The sequence below is a fragment of the Spiroplasma citri genome (genome assembly GCF_001886855.1).
Classification (GTDB): Bacteria; Bacillota_I; Bacilli_A; order Mycoplasmatales; family Mycoplasmataceae; genus Spiroplasma; species Spiroplasma citri.
In genome coordinates, this window is sequence record NZ_CP013197.1 from 659,589 (window position 1) to 674,003 (window position 14,415).

At 22.7% G+C, this 14,415-nt stretch carries 28 protein-coding genes and 1 pseudogene; 10 read left to right on the plus strand and 19 right to left on the minus strand.

Annotated elements, in window-relative coordinates:
• Positions 1-305: 305 nt before the first annotated feature.
• Complete coding sequence (locus tag SCITRI_RS03535; RefSeq protein ID WP_071937244.1) at positions 306-512, minus strand: hypothetical protein; 207 nt, start codon at positions 510-512, stop codon at positions 306-308.
• On the minus strand, positions 512-661 hold the full coding sequence (locus SCITRI_RS03540) for a hypothetical protein (protein ID WP_071937245.1): 150 nt from the start codon (positions 659-661) through the stop codon (positions 512-514). Before SCITRI_RS03540 ends, SCITRI_RS03535 begins: the two co-directional genes overlap by 1 nt.
• Before the next feature lie 417 nt (positions 662-1,078).
• Here SCITRI_RS03540 and SCITRI_RS03550 point away from each other — a divergent pair, with 417 nt between their 5' ends.
• The 5 genes from SCITRI_RS03550 to miaA all read left to right on the plus strand — a co-directional run bounded on the left by SCITRI_RS03550 (position 1,079) and on the right by miaA (position 3,887).
• Positions 1,079-1,297, plus strand: a complete 219-nt coding sequence (locus SCITRI_RS03550; RefSeq protein WP_071937247.1) for a hypothetical protein — start codon at positions 1,079-1,081, stop codon at positions 1,295-1,297.
• Positions 1,298-1,486: 189 nt separating this feature from the next.
• On the plus strand, positions 1,487-1,651 hold the full coding sequence (locus SCITRI_RS10515) for a hypothetical protein (protein ID WP_162302549.1): 165 nt from the start codon (positions 1,487-1,489) through the stop codon (positions 1,649-1,651).
• Positions 1,617-1,931, plus strand: a complete 315-nt coding sequence (locus SCITRI_RS03555) for a hypothetical protein (RefSeq protein ID WP_071937248.1) — start codon at positions 1,617-1,619, stop codon at positions 1,929-1,931. The genes SCITRI_RS10515 and SCITRI_RS03555 overlap by 35 nt, the downstream gene beginning before the upstream one ends.
• 58 nt (positions 1,932-1,989) lie before the next feature.
• On the plus strand, positions 1,990-2,490 hold the full coding sequence (locus tag SCITRI_RS03560; protein ID WP_071937249.1) for a hypothetical protein: 501 nt from the start codon (positions 1,990-1,992) through the stop codon (positions 2,488-2,490).
• A 461-nt stretch (positions 2,491-2,951) separates the two neighbouring features.
• Positions 2,952-3,887 (plus strand): tRNA (adenosine(37)-N6)-dimethylallyltransferase MiaA, encoded by a 936-nt coding sequence (gene miaA, locus SCITRI_RS03565; protein ID WP_071937250.1) that lies wholly within the window; start codon positions 2,952-2,954, stop codon positions 3,885-3,887.
• A gap of 134 nt (positions 3,888-4,021) precedes the next feature.
• On the opposite strand, the gene SCITRI_RS03570 is transcribed toward miaA, so the two are convergent.
• From SCITRI_RS03570 to SCITRI_RS03615, 14 genes and pseudogenes are all read right to left on the minus strand, one after another.
• Entirely contained in the window at positions 4,022-4,699 is a 678-nt protein-coding gene (locus tag SCITRI_RS03570) for a hypothetical protein (RefSeq protein WP_071937251.1), read from the minus strand.
• Positions 4,699-4,827, minus strand: coding sequence for a hypothetical protein (locus SCITRI_RS12125; protein ID WP_257785687.1), 129 nt, complete (start codon positions 4,825-4,827; stop codon positions 4,699-4,701). Before SCITRI_RS12125 ends, SCITRI_RS03570 begins: the two co-directional genes overlap by 1 nt.
• Positions 4,828-5,050: 223 nt before the next feature.
• On the minus strand, positions 5,051-5,302 hold the full coding sequence (locus tag SCITRI_RS03575) for a hypothetical protein (RefSeq protein WP_071937252.1): 252 nt from the start codon (positions 5,300-5,302) through the stop codon (positions 5,051-5,053).
• A complete protein-coding gene (locus SCITRI_RS03580) occupies positions 5,302-5,535 on the minus strand; it encodes a hypothetical protein (RefSeq protein ID WP_071937253.1) in 234 nt (77 codons plus the stop codon). Before SCITRI_RS03580 ends, SCITRI_RS03575 begins: the two co-directional genes overlap by 1 nt.
• On the minus strand, positions 5,510-5,710 hold the full coding sequence (locus SCITRI_RS03585) for a hypothetical protein (protein WP_071937254.1): 201 nt from the start codon (positions 5,708-5,710) through the stop codon (positions 5,510-5,512). The genes SCITRI_RS03580 and SCITRI_RS03585 overlap by 26 nt, the downstream gene beginning before the upstream one ends.
• A 2-nt stretch (positions 5,711-5,712) precedes the next feature.
• Positions 5,713-5,850 carry a hypothetical protein gene (locus SCITRI_RS09900; RefSeq protein WP_155522087.1) on the minus strand — a complete coding sequence of 46 codons (138 nt, stop codon included), beginning with the start codon at positions 5,848-5,850 and terminating at the stop codon, positions 5,713-5,715.
• Between the two features lies 1 nt (position 5,851).
• The gene (locus SCITRI_RS03590; protein ID WP_071937255.1) at positions 5,852-6,061 is read right to left on the minus strand and encodes a hypothetical protein; all 210 of its coding nucleotides are present in this window, start codon (positions 6,059-6,061) and stop codon (positions 5,852-5,854) included.
• Positions 6,049-6,207, minus strand: a complete 159-nt coding sequence (locus SCITRI_RS09905; RefSeq protein ID WP_155522088.1) for a hypothetical protein — start codon at positions 6,205-6,207, stop codon at positions 6,049-6,051. Before SCITRI_RS09905 ends, SCITRI_RS03590 begins: the two co-directional genes overlap by 13 nt.
• A gap of 655 nt (positions 6,208-6,862) precedes the next feature.
• Positions 6,863-7,096: a hypothetical protein gene (locus SCITRI_RS03595; protein ID WP_071937256.1), complete on the minus strand. Its 234-nt coding sequence runs from the start codon at positions 7,094-7,096 to the stop codon at positions 6,863-6,865.
• A gap of 17 nt (positions 7,097-7,113) precedes the next feature.
• Positions 7,114-7,356 carry a site-specific DNA-methyltransferase gene (locus SCITRI_RS03600; protein ID WP_071937257.1) on the minus strand — a complete coding sequence of 81 codons (243 nt, stop codon included), beginning with the start codon at positions 7,354-7,356 and terminating at the stop codon, positions 7,114-7,116.
• Complete coding sequence (locus SCITRI_RS03605) at positions 7,357-7,845, minus strand: DNA methyltransferase (protein WP_071937258.1); 489 nt, start codon at positions 7,843-7,845, stop codon at positions 7,357-7,359.
• Positions 7,846-7,998: 153 nt separating this feature from the next.
• Positions 7,999-8,438, minus strand: a pseudogene (locus SCITRI_RS03610) (DUF3627 domain-containing protein).
• Positions 8,416-8,580: a hypothetical protein gene (locus SCITRI_RS10520; protein WP_167693719.1), complete on the minus strand. Its 165-nt coding sequence runs from the start codon at positions 8,578-8,580 to the stop codon at positions 8,416-8,418. Before SCITRI_RS10520 ends, SCITRI_RS03610 begins: the two are co-directional and overlap by 23 nt.
• A 235-nt stretch (positions 8,581-8,815) precedes the next feature.
• The gene (locus tag SCITRI_RS03615) at positions 8,816-9,061 is read right to left on the minus strand and encodes a hypothetical protein (protein ID WP_071937259.1); all 246 of its coding nucleotides are present in this window, start codon (positions 9,059-9,061) and stop codon (positions 8,816-8,818) included.
• A gap of 437 nt (positions 9,062-9,498) precedes the next feature.
• Between SCITRI_RS03615 and SCITRI_RS03620 the strand changes: the two genes are divergently transcribed.
• From SCITRI_RS03620 to SCITRI_RS03630, 3 genes are all read left to right on the plus strand, one after another.
• Complete coding sequence (locus SCITRI_RS03620; protein WP_197735384.1) at positions 9,499-10,017, plus strand: hypothetical protein; 519 nt, start codon at positions 9,499-9,501, stop codon at positions 10,015-10,017.
• A 210-nt stretch (positions 10,018-10,227) separates the two neighbouring features.
• The gene (locus SCITRI_RS03625) at positions 10,228-10,440 is read left to right on the plus strand and encodes a hypothetical protein (protein ID WP_071937260.1); all 213 of its coding nucleotides are present in this window, start codon (positions 10,228-10,230) and stop codon (positions 10,438-10,440) included.
• Positions 10,441-10,648: 208 nt separating this feature from the next.
• Positions 10,649-11,089, plus strand: coding sequence for a hypothetical protein (locus SCITRI_RS03630; RefSeq protein ID WP_071937261.1), 441 nt, complete (start codon positions 10,649-10,651; stop codon positions 11,087-11,089).
• Between the two features lie 60 nt (positions 11,090-11,149).
• Here SCITRI_RS03630 and hpf read toward each other — a convergent pair whose 3' ends face one another.
• The 3 genes from hpf to SCITRI_RS03645 form a co-directional block, all read right to left on the minus strand.
• Positions 11,150-11,527 carry a ribosome hibernation-promoting factor, HPF/YfiA family gene (gene hpf / locus SCITRI_RS03635; protein WP_071937262.1) on the minus strand — a complete coding sequence of 126 codons (378 nt, stop codon included), beginning with the start codon at positions 11,525-11,527 and terminating at the stop codon, positions 11,150-11,152.
• A gap of 97 nt (positions 11,528-11,624) precedes the next feature.
• A complete protein-coding gene (locus SCITRI_RS03640) occupies positions 11,625-12,203 on the minus strand; it encodes a hypothetical protein (RefSeq protein WP_004028993.1) in 579 nt (192 codons plus the stop codon).
• 660 nt (positions 12,204-12,863) lie between these two features.
• Positions 12,864-13,283, minus strand: a complete 420-nt coding sequence (locus SCITRI_RS03645; protein ID WP_071937263.1) for a DUF192 domain-containing protein — start codon at positions 13,281-13,283, stop codon at positions 12,864-12,866.
• A gap of 80 nt (positions 13,284-13,363) precedes the next feature.
• Between SCITRI_RS03645 and SCITRI_RS03650 the strand changes: the two genes are divergently transcribed.
• Positions 13,364-13,915, plus strand: coding sequence for a DJ-1 family glyoxalase III (locus tag SCITRI_RS03650; protein ID WP_071937264.1), 552 nt, complete (start codon positions 13,364-13,366; stop codon positions 13,913-13,915).
• A 287-nt stretch (positions 13,916-14,202) separates the two neighbouring features.
• Positions 14,203-14,313, plus strand: a complete 111-nt coding sequence (locus SCITRI_RS10525) for a lipoprotein (RefSeq protein WP_162302551.1) — start codon at positions 14,203-14,205, stop codon at positions 14,311-14,313.
• The last annotated feature ends 102 nt before the right edge of the window (positions 14,314-14,415 follow it).

Here is a 14,415-nt window from a genome sequence, read left to right on the forward strand (position 1 = left end):
AAAAATAAGTGTATTTATAAAAAATATTTATAGAAATTTATTTCCCAAATCTATTACTAGTATGACCCTTAATAGAAATATTCTTATTTTTATTAAATCCTACTAAAAAAATATTTTTCATAACAGACTCAATATTATTAATAATAAACAATATAGATTTATCATTTATATGTATAATAGGGTTTTTCATCTTGTTAACATTATCAATAATAACCAAAATAATTAAATTTATTTAAAAATAAATTTGTAGACAGTGTATAGTGCAAAAATAAACAACAAAATTATTTATTCAATTCACATAAAAACTAGTGTGCCTTAGCTAAGATATATAATCGATTATAATAAATATTTAAGAAAACCATTATCTCAGGTAAAATATTTGTTATACCTTCTTTAATTTTTCATAATGCACTAGATAAACCAGTTCAAATACCAGTTATACCCTCAGTCATAGTTTTAGGTGTAGGTGTTGTTAAAAAATTAAACGCTGTTGTTAAATACATACATAACATTATTTATTACTCTCCTTTCTTTCAATTTCTTTTTTATCTTTTTTCTTTCCTCTAATTTGACGAATTTTTTGGTAAATTAATAAACCAAAATAAAGAAAAATTGCTAATACAATAACAACACTAAATATTGTCGTTAATCAAGTTCGCATATTACATCTCATCTCTAAAAACTAAAAAATTGAAATTTGCAAACTCGCTCCGCTCGTTGTCGCTCCGCTCCATTAAAAACACTATTGAATAAATTATCCGCTAATAAATTACGCGGATAATTTATTCTTTTACTTTGTAATTTCAATATCTTTTGCAATCTTATTAACAGTATTAATAACAATATCTTTCCCATACTTTTTCACTAGGGACCGCAAAATAAAATATTGCTTTGTTTGCATAATTTTAACTCCTCAATTAAAAATATTAAAAAAATTTACTTTCCAAAACTGTAAAAACCAAAAATACAAAATGTATGTGGTTTCTACATTTTTTATTTTAGCCTATCCTAATTAAAGACCCAAAATGTTATAATATATACAAGTAAAAATTAGGGCAAGTATGAGGGGCATATAAATATGAATATTATTAATAAACTTGGTAGTATCAACCCATATCAATTTTTTTCTGACATTAATGAGCAATTAATTAAAGATGGACTTATTGAAATTAAAAATCATCTATTAAAACGTGATGAGGAAATTTTTCTTAGTGATGAAACTAGAAAATTAGGTTTTAAGCCAAAAGGTTTTAAAAAAAAGATGTTTTATTACGTTACTTGGAGATATTCAGATTAAAATTAGGCGTTATAAATTTTGAGATGCAAATGCATATAATATAAAACAAAAAATTATGGAAAATGACGATTTAAATGTCTTTTACTAGAGGATTTAAAATTTGAAAAATATCAAAAAATTACACATGATTTAAAAGAATTAATATTAACTAATGTAGCTGATGGGAAAAGAATTAAAGATATTAATGATATGATTCCAGTTAAAAGTCTTTCATATTCTTCAATAGCTAGATTAATTAATAAATTGAATCTTAATTTAGAAAATGCAAGTAATAATTTTAGCAATAAAACATCATCAAAATATATTTATATTGTTCTAGATGATACTTTTTTATCTTTGAAAGAAAAAAAATAAGAAGAAGAAATTTCGAATTCGAACAGCATTTTTTCATCAAGGTCATATATCAGAAGATGAAAGAGTCGGAAAATCAATTTTATTGAATAAAAAAGCTTATTGTAAATTATTAAGAACTGCTACAAATATTAATACATTAGAATATAGTGAAGAACTTTTCAAAGAAATGTCAAAATATTATAATATTACACCTGATACTCAATTTATTGTATGTGGAGATGGTGCTGATTGGATAAAAAATACTTCTCATTTTTTTAAATGCAAAATATGTTTTAAATAAGTTTCATGCAATTAGAAAAATTGGAACAGTATTTAATTTAAAAAGTAAATATGACAAATTGCAGTTTAAGATTTGTAAAGGTCTTTTTAAAAATGGAGAATATACAAAATTAGTCACTCATTTAGAATACTTTAAAAATAAGTCTAATTTAATTAATAAACAAAATAATTTATTAAATGTAATTAAATACTTGAAAAAACGCAAAGATGGTGTCATTGCGTATAAATATGATTGATGTTTAAGTGCATGTGCGGAAGCATTAATATCGCATACAATAAAAGCACAATTAGGCCATGGGAATAAGATATATTCGTATGATTCATTTAGGAACATTTTAGCTTTACGTGTAGCAAAAATTAATGGATTAAACTTAGTTAAAGAAATGTTTAATGAAGAGCTTGAAAATAAAGATATTTCATTGAAAAATATAAAAATGGCTAAGTGAAATAATAATGCTAATAATTCATTATATGAACCTAAAAAGGGAGGGATTCCTGTAATGAATTATCGTACTACTGGTATTAGTAAAGTATTAAAAGAAATAACAGCAGTAAGATAGTAGTTAAAAAATCAGTAATTTTATTAAAAAAAGAATATTTTTAAAATATTCTCATTTTAGTATTCCCTTTTTTAAAGAAATATGTTTTAATAAATGTGTAAATAAGATACTTTTAAATTAAGCGGTTTAATGATTAACTATTTTTAAAAATAGTCTAAAATTATTGTTGAACTGGTACCTAAAATAATATTCGAACACTAGATTTGTTATTTTTGCTAAAAAGAAATAAAATGTGATAAAATGTAATTGTCCGCAAGGACAGTTTTCTACGTTTATTATAACGTTAAGGTGTGTTTGGGGTTATTAACCGCTATATAAATCAGTAACTCTACACCCAAGCACTTAAAGCGGTTCAGGGTTATCTTAAAAATAAATGAAAGGCTAACAGTTGAATGTTAGTTTTTTAATTTGAAAAAAATAAATTATCCGATAAAATTTATAAAGAGATGAGTGAGGTTTTGATGGTGGCGAAAAAAGTTATTTTAATTGTTGGACCAACAGGAAGTGGTAAAACTGCTTTATCAATTAAAATCGCTCAGCGTTTTAATGGCGAATGTATTAATGCTGATGCAACCCAAATTTTTAATGGGTTAAATCTTGCAACAAATAAAGTAACACCATCTGAACAAGTTGGAATTCCACACCATTTATTATCAACAATTGATTTAAATGATAATTATTCCATTAAGATGTACCAACAGCAGGGACGAAAAATATTAGCCCAATTATGAAATAAAAATAAAATTCCAATTGTTGTTGGTGGTAGTGGGTTATATATTAATGCACTATTAAAGAATTACCAATTTTCTGATCAGGGTCGTGATTTATTAAAAACAAAAGAATATGAACATGTTTCAAATTATGCTTTATGAGAAAAATTAGCAACAATTGATCCACAAGAGAGTACTAAAATTCATCCTAATAACCGAAAACGAGTTTGGCGGGCATTAGAATATTATTTACAAACAGGAATATTAAAATCAAGTAATGATCATCACCGAAATGAATGATATATTGAACCATATATTATTGGGTTATTACCAGATAAAGCAGAACTGCATCAATATTTATTTGATCGGGTGTTACGGTTAACAGAGCAAGGTTTATTTGCTGAAATTGAAGCAGCATATAAATATTGTAATTATGATTTAACAAAGCAAAGTATGAAAATTATTGGTTGTTCAGAAATTATTCGTTATTTAAAAGGTGAGCTTTCATATGAAGCAACATTAGCAGCAATGGTTCAAGCTAATAAATTTTATGCTAAAAAACAAATCACATGGTTTAAACACCAATTAACAAATGTGCATTGATATTCATTTTCCTATTCACAGTTTGATAATCTTTGCCAGAAAATTATTGTTGAATTAAAAAATAGTAACTATTTAAAATTATAATTTATTTTTAAAAACATTCCTTAAAAAACAATATTAATTGTTTTTTTCTTTTTTAAGGATTAGATAACTCCTAAAATATTGGTATCGTACACGATGCCTTAATTTAATATTATTACTAATAAATTGCATTATTTTTAAAAATGATGTTTCTTTTCATATAATATTTCTAAACCATTAATATTTGGAATTTCATTATTATTTTCTTTAATTGCTTTTTTAATTGCTTCTTCATCAATAGTTTTAATAATAAATTTTTCTGGCACTTTTTCAATATCAATAATATTTATTTTTAAATCTCATCTTGTTTTTAAACCTTTAACTTTTATGTCTTCTTTATTCAAAATTTCAGAAATTAAATTATTTTCTTTATTATTATTTAATTCTTTTAATTGATTTTCAGCCGCATTCATTCAATTAATTTGTTTAGTCAATATTTCAATTTGAATAACATCTGTTTCTAATTTTTCAAAAGATTTAATAATATATCTTCATAAACTATCAATTGTTTTAAATTCTGATCGATTATTAACAATTGGAGTTATTATTTTTTTAATTGTAGATTTTAATAATATTTTTAATTCAGTACCATAATCTGCATCACTTTTGTTATTAACTTGAAAATTGTTAATATTTTTAATTAAATTATTCAAATTTTTTAAATCATTATCAATATTTTTTAAAAATAGTAAATTATTTGCCACACACTTTTTTAATGTTGAGATAATAAATTCATCTTTATTTTTAAAATCATCTAAATCTTTATTTGTTTTAATAATTTGATTTATTTGATTTTCGCTTTTTATTACATCCATTATTTTTCCTCCTTACTAGGTAATTTGTCATATTTTGAATTATCTTTTAAAACATATCTTAAAGGTCTTGGAAAACACCCAATTGGAACTGGATCAATAAATCTTTTTTCAAAATCTCCTTTAAACAATTGTGATTGTTGTACTTCTAGAGAATTAAGACAAAATTTTAAAGCTAAATTGCATTATGTATGTGCTAATTGCCTTATTTCATATTGCTAGTGAGGAGGAAAAATAATGAATATAACAGAATAAATTAAAGTTTAACAAACTACAAGAAGAAAATGAAAAACTTAAAAAAGAACTTGCTGAAAAAGATAAAGAAATTAATAAAATATTAATGATTTGTAATAACTATGGTGAAGAATTTGAGCCAAAATGTGAAAATATCGATGAAATTATTAAAAGTCACATTGAGAACTTAGAAGAAATAATTGATTGTCTAAATAACATTATTAATAAAAAAAATAACCAATTACATTCGCTAACAATAAAATTAATTTCTTTTTGTGTATATCTTTCATCTGAAAAAGACCAATAATAACCATCATAAGGAATATTTAATCCGTCTTCTTGACAATCTTTACAATACTTTCTTTTTCCCATTATTTATCCTCCCCAATAACAGTTAATTGGTCTAATTGTTGTCGTGTTATTTTAATATTTTTTAAACCAGCATAACGTAAATCAACATCTTGTAATTTAGAATAACATAAATCAGCACAACCTAAATTAACACATCGTAAATCTAATTTTTCACTTTCTAAATATTTACTGATTTTATTTTGTTCAACATCAATTCCTGTTAAATCTTTAAACATATCTTGTAATGTTTTCATTTTCTAATTCCTCCTTATTTTTAATATTTTTAATTCCTTGATAACTATTAAAGTAATATTTATGATTTCTAATTTTAAATTTATTAATTGTTTCTAATGGTTTATTTTTGATATCATAATCTGAGAAATCAAAATAACCAGCACAATAATTACAATGTGAAATAAACTTACTCATTATTAAATTTCCTCCAAATTCTTTTCTGCAATTAAAGTATCAATATAGTCGTAAGCACTTTCTTCTGAATGACATTCTTCTAATGCTTCATTTAATAAATATTCTTCTGTGTAAACTTTGCCATCTTCATCTTTTCACATATTATTTATTCTCCTTTATTTGTAATTCTTTGTATATTTCGCATTTTAAAAAACTTTCTTTATTAATTTGATTAAAAATTTTTTCTAATTCAGCATAAATCATTTGCTTCATAGTATTTTGCCCATATCCATCAAATTCACCATCATTTATTGAAATTAATAATTTAGCAATGTTTCTTTTTATTTTTTCTATATTATTTACCTTTTTCATTCAATATCTTTTAAATCAATAATTGCCGTTGATAAGCCATAATTATTATTTTCAATTTTTTCTCGTACTTTTGCTTCTTCTAATGTATAAAACGCATGTGTAGTATAATATTCATTTTTAATAATTAATAAGTATTTTTTAGTCATAATTTAATTCCTCCTAATTTTGTTTACCTAATGCTCAATGTTCATCAATAATTTCATCTTGTGAAACCGGATAACTTCTAAGCATTAATTCATTTATTTTGTTGATAATTTTTTTATTTAACTTTTTCATCTTTACCTCCTTAAAAATTTCCTTGGTTAATTTTTTTTATTATTTTGATACTTAATAAATAAAAAGTTGGTAAGCATATTGTGTTTACAATTAAAACTCCGATTATTATTTGTTCTATATTTAAAATTCCAAGATTTAATCAAAAAAGTATAAAATCAATTGGAAAATAAATTATTAAATTTATTAATAATTTATTAATAATAGTAGGATAATTTTTCAGAAATTATGACATTTTATTAAATAAATAATCCTTAATAAAATTGCTAATAAACCAGTTCCTAAATTTCAACATAATGATCCTAGCGTAAAACCCCATAATGATAAATCAACTAATAAATGACCAACAAAACCAATAAATAAACATCAATATCAATTTAAAATAAAAGTACTAATAAAAACTGGAATTAAAAATAATGGAATTGATAATCAATTAAAATAATTTGTATTCTCATTACTTGGGATAATACAACCATCATCGCAATTAAAACTGCTATATAATTTATGTTTTTAATTAATAAAAAATAATTATTGTTTTTTCATTTTTTTATATTTAGCATAACTAAGTCCTATTTTTTTAGCTTGCCGTTTATCTTTTTGTTTTTGTTTATATTCTTCATCAATTAAATTAATGTTGTTTAATAATTCTGTTTTTTGTAAGTCAGACAAACCACAATTAGATAATGCAATTAAATAAAATTTTTGTTTTTCTTGTTCTAATTCTATTTTTTCTAACTTAGCCAAAATTGAAGCAATATTCATTTTTTCTTTCCTTTCTCTTAAAATTCAAATTTAAACTGAATATCTTTTAATCTTTTTTTAATTATTTTGTAATATTCATTATTTATTTCAGAACCCAATCACTTTCGTTTTAATTGTTCACAAGCATAGGCGGTTGTACCACTTCCCATAAAACAATCTAAAATTAAATCATTTTCTTTACTATATTTACTAATTAATCGATTAAATATATATAATGGTTTTTCTGTTGGGTGTCCCGTTATTTTTTTCCGATTGAATAATTAAAAATTGTTTTTTTTACTTTCATAATCATTTTTATAATTCGGAATTCGATGTTTTTTAGAATAAATTATCATACAATATTCTTTATCTTGATAAATATGATTATTAGTTGGCATTGGATTTGTTTTGTTTCAAAGGATAAAATCATAAAGCATATCTTTTTTACGAACTCAATCTAAATAATCTATAATAATTTGTTGTCTATTCATTCAAATTAACATAAATTTAGTTTTTGAAATTCGATAAAACTCATCTAAATAAGTATTTATATAAAATGAATTATGCAAATTATTATCATAAAGAGCATTAATATACTTATTTATACTTTTTGATATTCTATTTTCATTTATTTGTTCGTTTTCTCTTTTTGATAAATTATATAAATAGGGCGGATCAGTTAATATTAAATCAACGCTATCGTTTTCTAATGTCTTTATAAATTCCAAAGCATCTCCATTTATTAATTTTCCTAAATTTGTTTTAAACATTTTTTCACCCTTTTCTCTTTCGCTTCACTTTAAGAGTGATCGCAGGCACTATACTATTGTGTTTTAAAATATACAGTGAGCTTTATATGTTATGTCTATTTAATATATAATCTTAAAACTTTGTATATTATTTAAAACTTTTTTGGGAATATTTTAATTTAAACTTTTTAAGTCTTTAATTAATTGTTCTTTTTTTCAACACTTAAATTTGTGAAATTATTTTTATTTGTTTTTACTTTTTTAGGTTCACTTGAAAATAATGCTTTTTTCATATTAGTAGAGTAATTTTGTTTATATTGATTATATAAATTAATTAATTCCGTTCCAGTTAAACTCTTTCAAATATTACGCTTTAAATTTTCATCATATTTTACAATAGAATAATAATTATCATAAATCAAACCGATTGCTACTTGATTACAATTTTTTTCACTCGGATAAATAAACTTATTACTCAATCAAAAACCAATATGACGATTATGATTAGGTAAATTTATAAATGAAGCTTTATCTGTTCTAAAAACTATAAATTCTCTTCGAATAAAGTGATTTTCTACGTTAATATTCTTCTTATAACTTGGTTTCTGATACATTACTCAAATCAACTCGCTTTCGGTTGCACTGCATTGAACAAACATTTAACTTAAAATACAAACTACCAACAATTTTTTTATTCAAAATAGAATGACAAATTTGACATTTACGTTTAATAAAAAATATTCAAATTCCTAACATAATTAATCACACTCCTTTTTTTAATAAACATTGTTATATTTAATGTTTATATATTGTTTATTTAATGTTTAATAAACATTGTTATTAACATTATTAAAAATATAAAATAGTAAAAATTGGCACACTGAAAAATACTATTAACAAGTTTAATAAAAGAAATATAAAATTAAAATTAATAAATTAAATAACATAACTAGTGTGCCATAGATGATTTATTCATCTTGTTATATTAGAATTATTTAATTTTACTAAAAAAGATTTTTAAATACCCAGTTTTTCAATCAGCATCTATCCTTGAATTTCCCAAATTATTATAAAGTCAAATTTTTTCTTTGTTTATATACTTAATTTGATTTAATAAAACTTTGTGATTTTCACAAGTTCATAAAATTTTATTTGTTTCAAATTCTTCGGTGATAAATGATGATAATTTATAACAATTAATAACATCACATATTTTTTGTTGTTTAATAATTTTCATTTTTATAAATCAAATTTAATATTGACTATAATAAATATCTTCAAATCATTCTGTTTTTCCGCGATGTTTAACTTTATGAACTCGCTTTGGCATTCCGCATTTACTGCATTTAATCATAATATTGATTTTTTCCATTTTTAATTTCTCCAATCTAATATTTAACGATTGATTTATTAATATAACTAAGTGAAACAAAACAAGGACAACACCTTTACTAAGTTAGTATATGAATTATTTATTAATTTCTTAATTTAATATTGTTTTTTTCAGAAAGGAAACAACTTTTTATTATTTTAAAAATTATAAATATATAAAGATGCTGTCCTTGTTTTGAATCAATTAGTTATTTTAGGTTTTTTCAAATAAAAAAACCATTTTAGTAAATGGTTTAATTATTCTTATTTAATTTCTTTATATTTTTATACCCTACTTTTTTTATGCAGTCATTCTGAGCGAATAAAATTTTAATTGCATATAAAAATAATGATTTTGATGAATTATTATTAAAATCAACGTTACCACATAATATTAATTATCAATACAGTAATCATATTTGCAAAAATATTTGTGATTTATATTTTGAATATTGTAATAAGTGTGCTGGTGGTGTTTTATCTTTGTTTTATAATTTAAAAAAAGGAATTCATGGAGAAGAATTAAAAAATAAAGCACCAAAAAATTTAAAAACATTTTTTCGTTGACTTAAAAAAGATGAAAGATGATTAAAAATAAAAAATAAAATTAAAGAAATTAAAAAACAACATCTAAGATATGAAGTTAAAGAAATAGGTTTATTACAGATGGGCGCTAAATATTTTGTACCAAGTAAATTTCCAGTTGATAAAAAGTATTATGTTTATGATTTTATTGATGAAAAAACAAGATTAGCATTAGGATATGTTTATGATAAATTAAGTATTGATAATGCTATTGCTGCTGTTAAAAAAAGCAATTAGTGATTTTAAAAATATATTTGGTGTTAAAATAACACGAATTAGAACTGATAACGGTTCTGAATTTATTAATAATTATCGGAATAATTAATTATCGGAATAATCAAAAAAATACTGTTAAAGAAACTAATTTTACTCAATTTTTAACAGATAAAAATATATAACGAGGATGGCATTAAAAATCAAACATTATGAAATAATATTGGTTGTCATATGGAGGGCGATGTTTCCCGTTATGGTAAGGGGATATTTTCTAAAAAAGGAATTTATAGCGAAAAAACTGTTAAAAATAAATTGAATACTAGTATGCTAAAATTAAGAAATAATATTAAGGATTTTAAACAATCAGAAAAACCACCAGAAAATAATAGTATTTTATATAATAATTTTAATAAAACTAAACAACAAAACTTACATCTTTATTAATTTTATTTTTAAGTTAAATAATTTTAATAAAAATGCATTTTTTGTTGTGATTAAATTTAAAAAATATAAAAATTTGTTGACAATAAAATTAAACATGGTATATTTGAGTTAAGTATGTAGATTATTTATTCCATAATTTCTTAAAATATAGTAAATACCCCAAAATAATTTATACAGACAAAAATGTTATGGTTAAGGAGGTAAAACAATGGCAAAAATGAAATATGCAACAATTAAAATTACTGTGACATTCCAAAAAGTAATGATTTGAATTTCTGGGTTATGATTATTTATCTTAGCAATCTTAAATTCTTTTCCAAGCGTTAATGTTAACATAAAACTTTTTGTTCACAATAATAATGGTGATAATGGTGCAATTATTTTGATTACCGCTTTCTTATTTATTTGTGTTGCAACCTTTATTCGTCATAAAATTGCTAAATTAGTTGCCGGAATTATTTTTATTACTATTGCAATTATTGGAATGATTGGCGCAATTATTACTTCAGCAAAAGAAGTTTCAACATGAGTAATTGTTGTTGGTGAATTAATTGCTCTAATTGGTGCGTTAATATGATTATTAGAAGGAATTAGAGCAATTCGTGTTAATAAAGCAAACGCAGTAAGTACAACAATTAGCAACAAGTAATCATTATAAAAATAAAAAATGTTTAACCAAATTTAGTTAAACATTTTTTATTTATAAGCATTATTCAAGATCAAGGTTTTCCTCTTCTGCATCATTCACTTCACTATAAAATTTCCCTAATGACTGATTTTTATTATGACGGTCTTCTTGTTTTCCTTTAATTTTTCGTAATTGTTCTTCAACTTTATATAAACTTTGATCAACTGCCTTATAAAAATCACTATTGCGAACTTCTGCTTTTAAAAAATTATTTCGCCCTCTAATATCAATTGCAGTATGAATTACAATATTATTTTCTTTCGTAAATTCAATATCAACATGAACAAGGTCATTTTCATTAACTTGTTTATATTTTAATAATTTATTAAAAGTATCAACTAAATGTTGATCCATTGCATCAGTAATAATAATATTTTTACTACGAATTTTGTATTCCATAAATATTCGCCTCATTTCTATATCATTATTATAACAAAACAAAAGATAATTCTATATTTAAACAAAAAAAGAAAAAAAGGTAAAATTAATAAAATTTTTAACCTTTATCATCCAATAAGAAAAAATCAATATACTCATTTGTTACTTCTTCTAATGTTATTTTTTCAATTAAAACTTTGCTAGCATTAATTTGACTAATTTTTTCATTATATTGTTTAACTAGTTCAACTAATGGCGCATTAACTTCTTTTAGTAATTCTTGTAATTCTAACATTTCTTTAGTTGAATAATTTTTTTGTTCTTTAATTGTTAAATATACACTTCGTGCATTTATTTCAACTGGATTAATAATCTTACTATATTTTTCTGATAAATTATATTGTAAAATCATTGTATCAATTCGAAACATAAATCGATTTAAAATTTCATCAATATATTTTTCCAATAAAGCATGTTGAATTAAATTTTTAAAATCATTCCTATTTTTAATTTTACTATAATTATGTTTTGACTTTTCTTGTAAATGCTGTATTGACTGCTTTTTTTGTTTTGCTAATTCATATAAATGACTAATTTCTTGATCAAGCTGAATTTTTAATTTTTTTAAAAGTTCTAAGTTTTCAAGGGTGAACTTTATTAGAAAATCAGTATTATCTTCAATCAGTTTATCATCCATGTTACTTGCTCCTTAAATTATTATTACTATTTCCACTAACTATGATTATACTTTAAAATGCCTTATAAAACAAGTATTACTAAGCTTCACAAAATTAAAAAGATTTAAAGGTGATATTTTAAAATACGACTTTAAATCTTTCCTATAACATTAATAATTAACCTTATAATTGGCTGTATAAATTATTTAAGAGTATTTAATATATTTTAAGAAATTATGGAATAAATAATCCACATACTTAACTTAAATATACCATGTTTAATTTTATTGTCAACAAATTTTTATATTTTTTAAATTTAATCACAACAAAAAATGCATTTTTATTAAAATTATTTAACTTAAAAATAAAATTAATAAAGATGTAAATTTTGTTGTTTAGTTTTATTAAAATTATTATATAAAATACTATTATTTTCTGGTGGTTTTTCTGATTGTTTAAAATCCTTAATATTATTTCTTAGCATAATGGGAAACATCACCCTCCATATGACAACCAATATTGTTTCATAATGTTGTATTTTTAATGCCATCCTCGTTATTTTTAATTAAATTAATTGTTTCTCTTAAAAACTTTTTAGAACTAGGAATAAATAACTTACTTTCTTTTAAACATTGACATTTTTTATATTATAACTTAGTTTTAAAAATATTAATGATAAATTAAATAATTCGTAAAATATCGTTTGGTTTAATATTTAAAAAATTAATCATCCCAGGAGCAAGACAATAGACAAAATAACATTGTGGAAAATAATGACTCATTTTTTGTGGCCCAAAATTTTGAATTGTGTGAATAACTTCAAAGTTTTTATTACAAAAAATGACATCAAGTTGATAAAAAATTCCAAAACTATTAAAACCACGTACTTTACGTAATAAATATCCATTTTTCATTGTAATATCATTTGGTTGAATTAAACTTGTGAATTTTTCCCGAAAAGTTTTAATTACATGAATATTAATGTCTTGTGGAATACTATTAACAATTAATGATTTACGATTTTTTAACAAATAATATTTTTTATTTCGTTTATGTTTTGTTCGATGAAATTTATAAATTACTTTTGAGAAAAATCCCATGCATAACACCTTTTCCTTTTTTTTCTTAACAATTATATAAAATTATATTATAATTACCAAGAGAAAAAGAGGTGTTATTTATGAAATTTGCATTGTTTTTAGCAACAGGCTTTGAAGAAGGTGAAGCAATTATTACAACCGGTGTGTTACGACGAGGAGGCATTAAGTTAGAATTAATTAGTATTACCAAAGCATTAGAAGTTGTCTCATCGCATGATGTTACGATTAAAGCTGATAAATTAATTGAAGATGTTAAATATGAAGATTATGATGGTTTTATTTTACCAGGTGGTCGAATTGGTGTTGATAATCTTGCAAAAAATGAGATGTTAAAAGATTGATTATTAAAAGCTAATAATGCTCAGAAAACAATTGCTGCAGTTTGTGCAGCGCCCCAAATTTTAGGGCATTTAGGAATTTTAGACAATAAAGAAGCAACAAGTTATCCTGGATGTACAGAAGGAATGGACAAGGCAATTTATAATAATGAAATTGCTGCTATTACTGATGGTCATATTATTACTGGTGCTTCAGTTGGTTCAACAATGAATTTTGCTTTAGCAATTGCTGATCGAGTTTTGGGAGCAGAAAAAGTAATGAAGCTTCAAAATGAATTAGTAATTCGTGATTAATTTAGTTCTATTAAACGTTTTCATAATAAATTGTAAAAGAGTAAAATTAATATACCTCAAATGAGCACATTAATTTTGTATAAATTATTTAGCAACTCTTAAAAGTAATTCTGATAAATTTTCTTAATCCTTTGTTCAGATAAAAAAGAGTTTAAAATTTTAGTTGAGGTAGATATGTTCGTTTGTTATATTTAAATAACAATACGGTTTTTTAACTATAATTTAAATGAATATTAAATTTATATTTTATTTTACTCAAAACTGAACTACAATAAGGAGGAAAGAAAATGAAAAAGTTACTAGCCTTTTTAGGAGCTATTTCATTAGTTGGATCAAATGCTGCTTTGATTACAGCATGTACTACTAAAAAAAGAAGATGCAAATCTTGAAAATATTAAGCGAGAGTTGTCACAATATGTTGAAACACCATTTTTTGCTTCATCATCAAATGTAACAAGCGAACAGTTAACAGCAGAGTTAAGTAGTCCTGTTACTTTAGG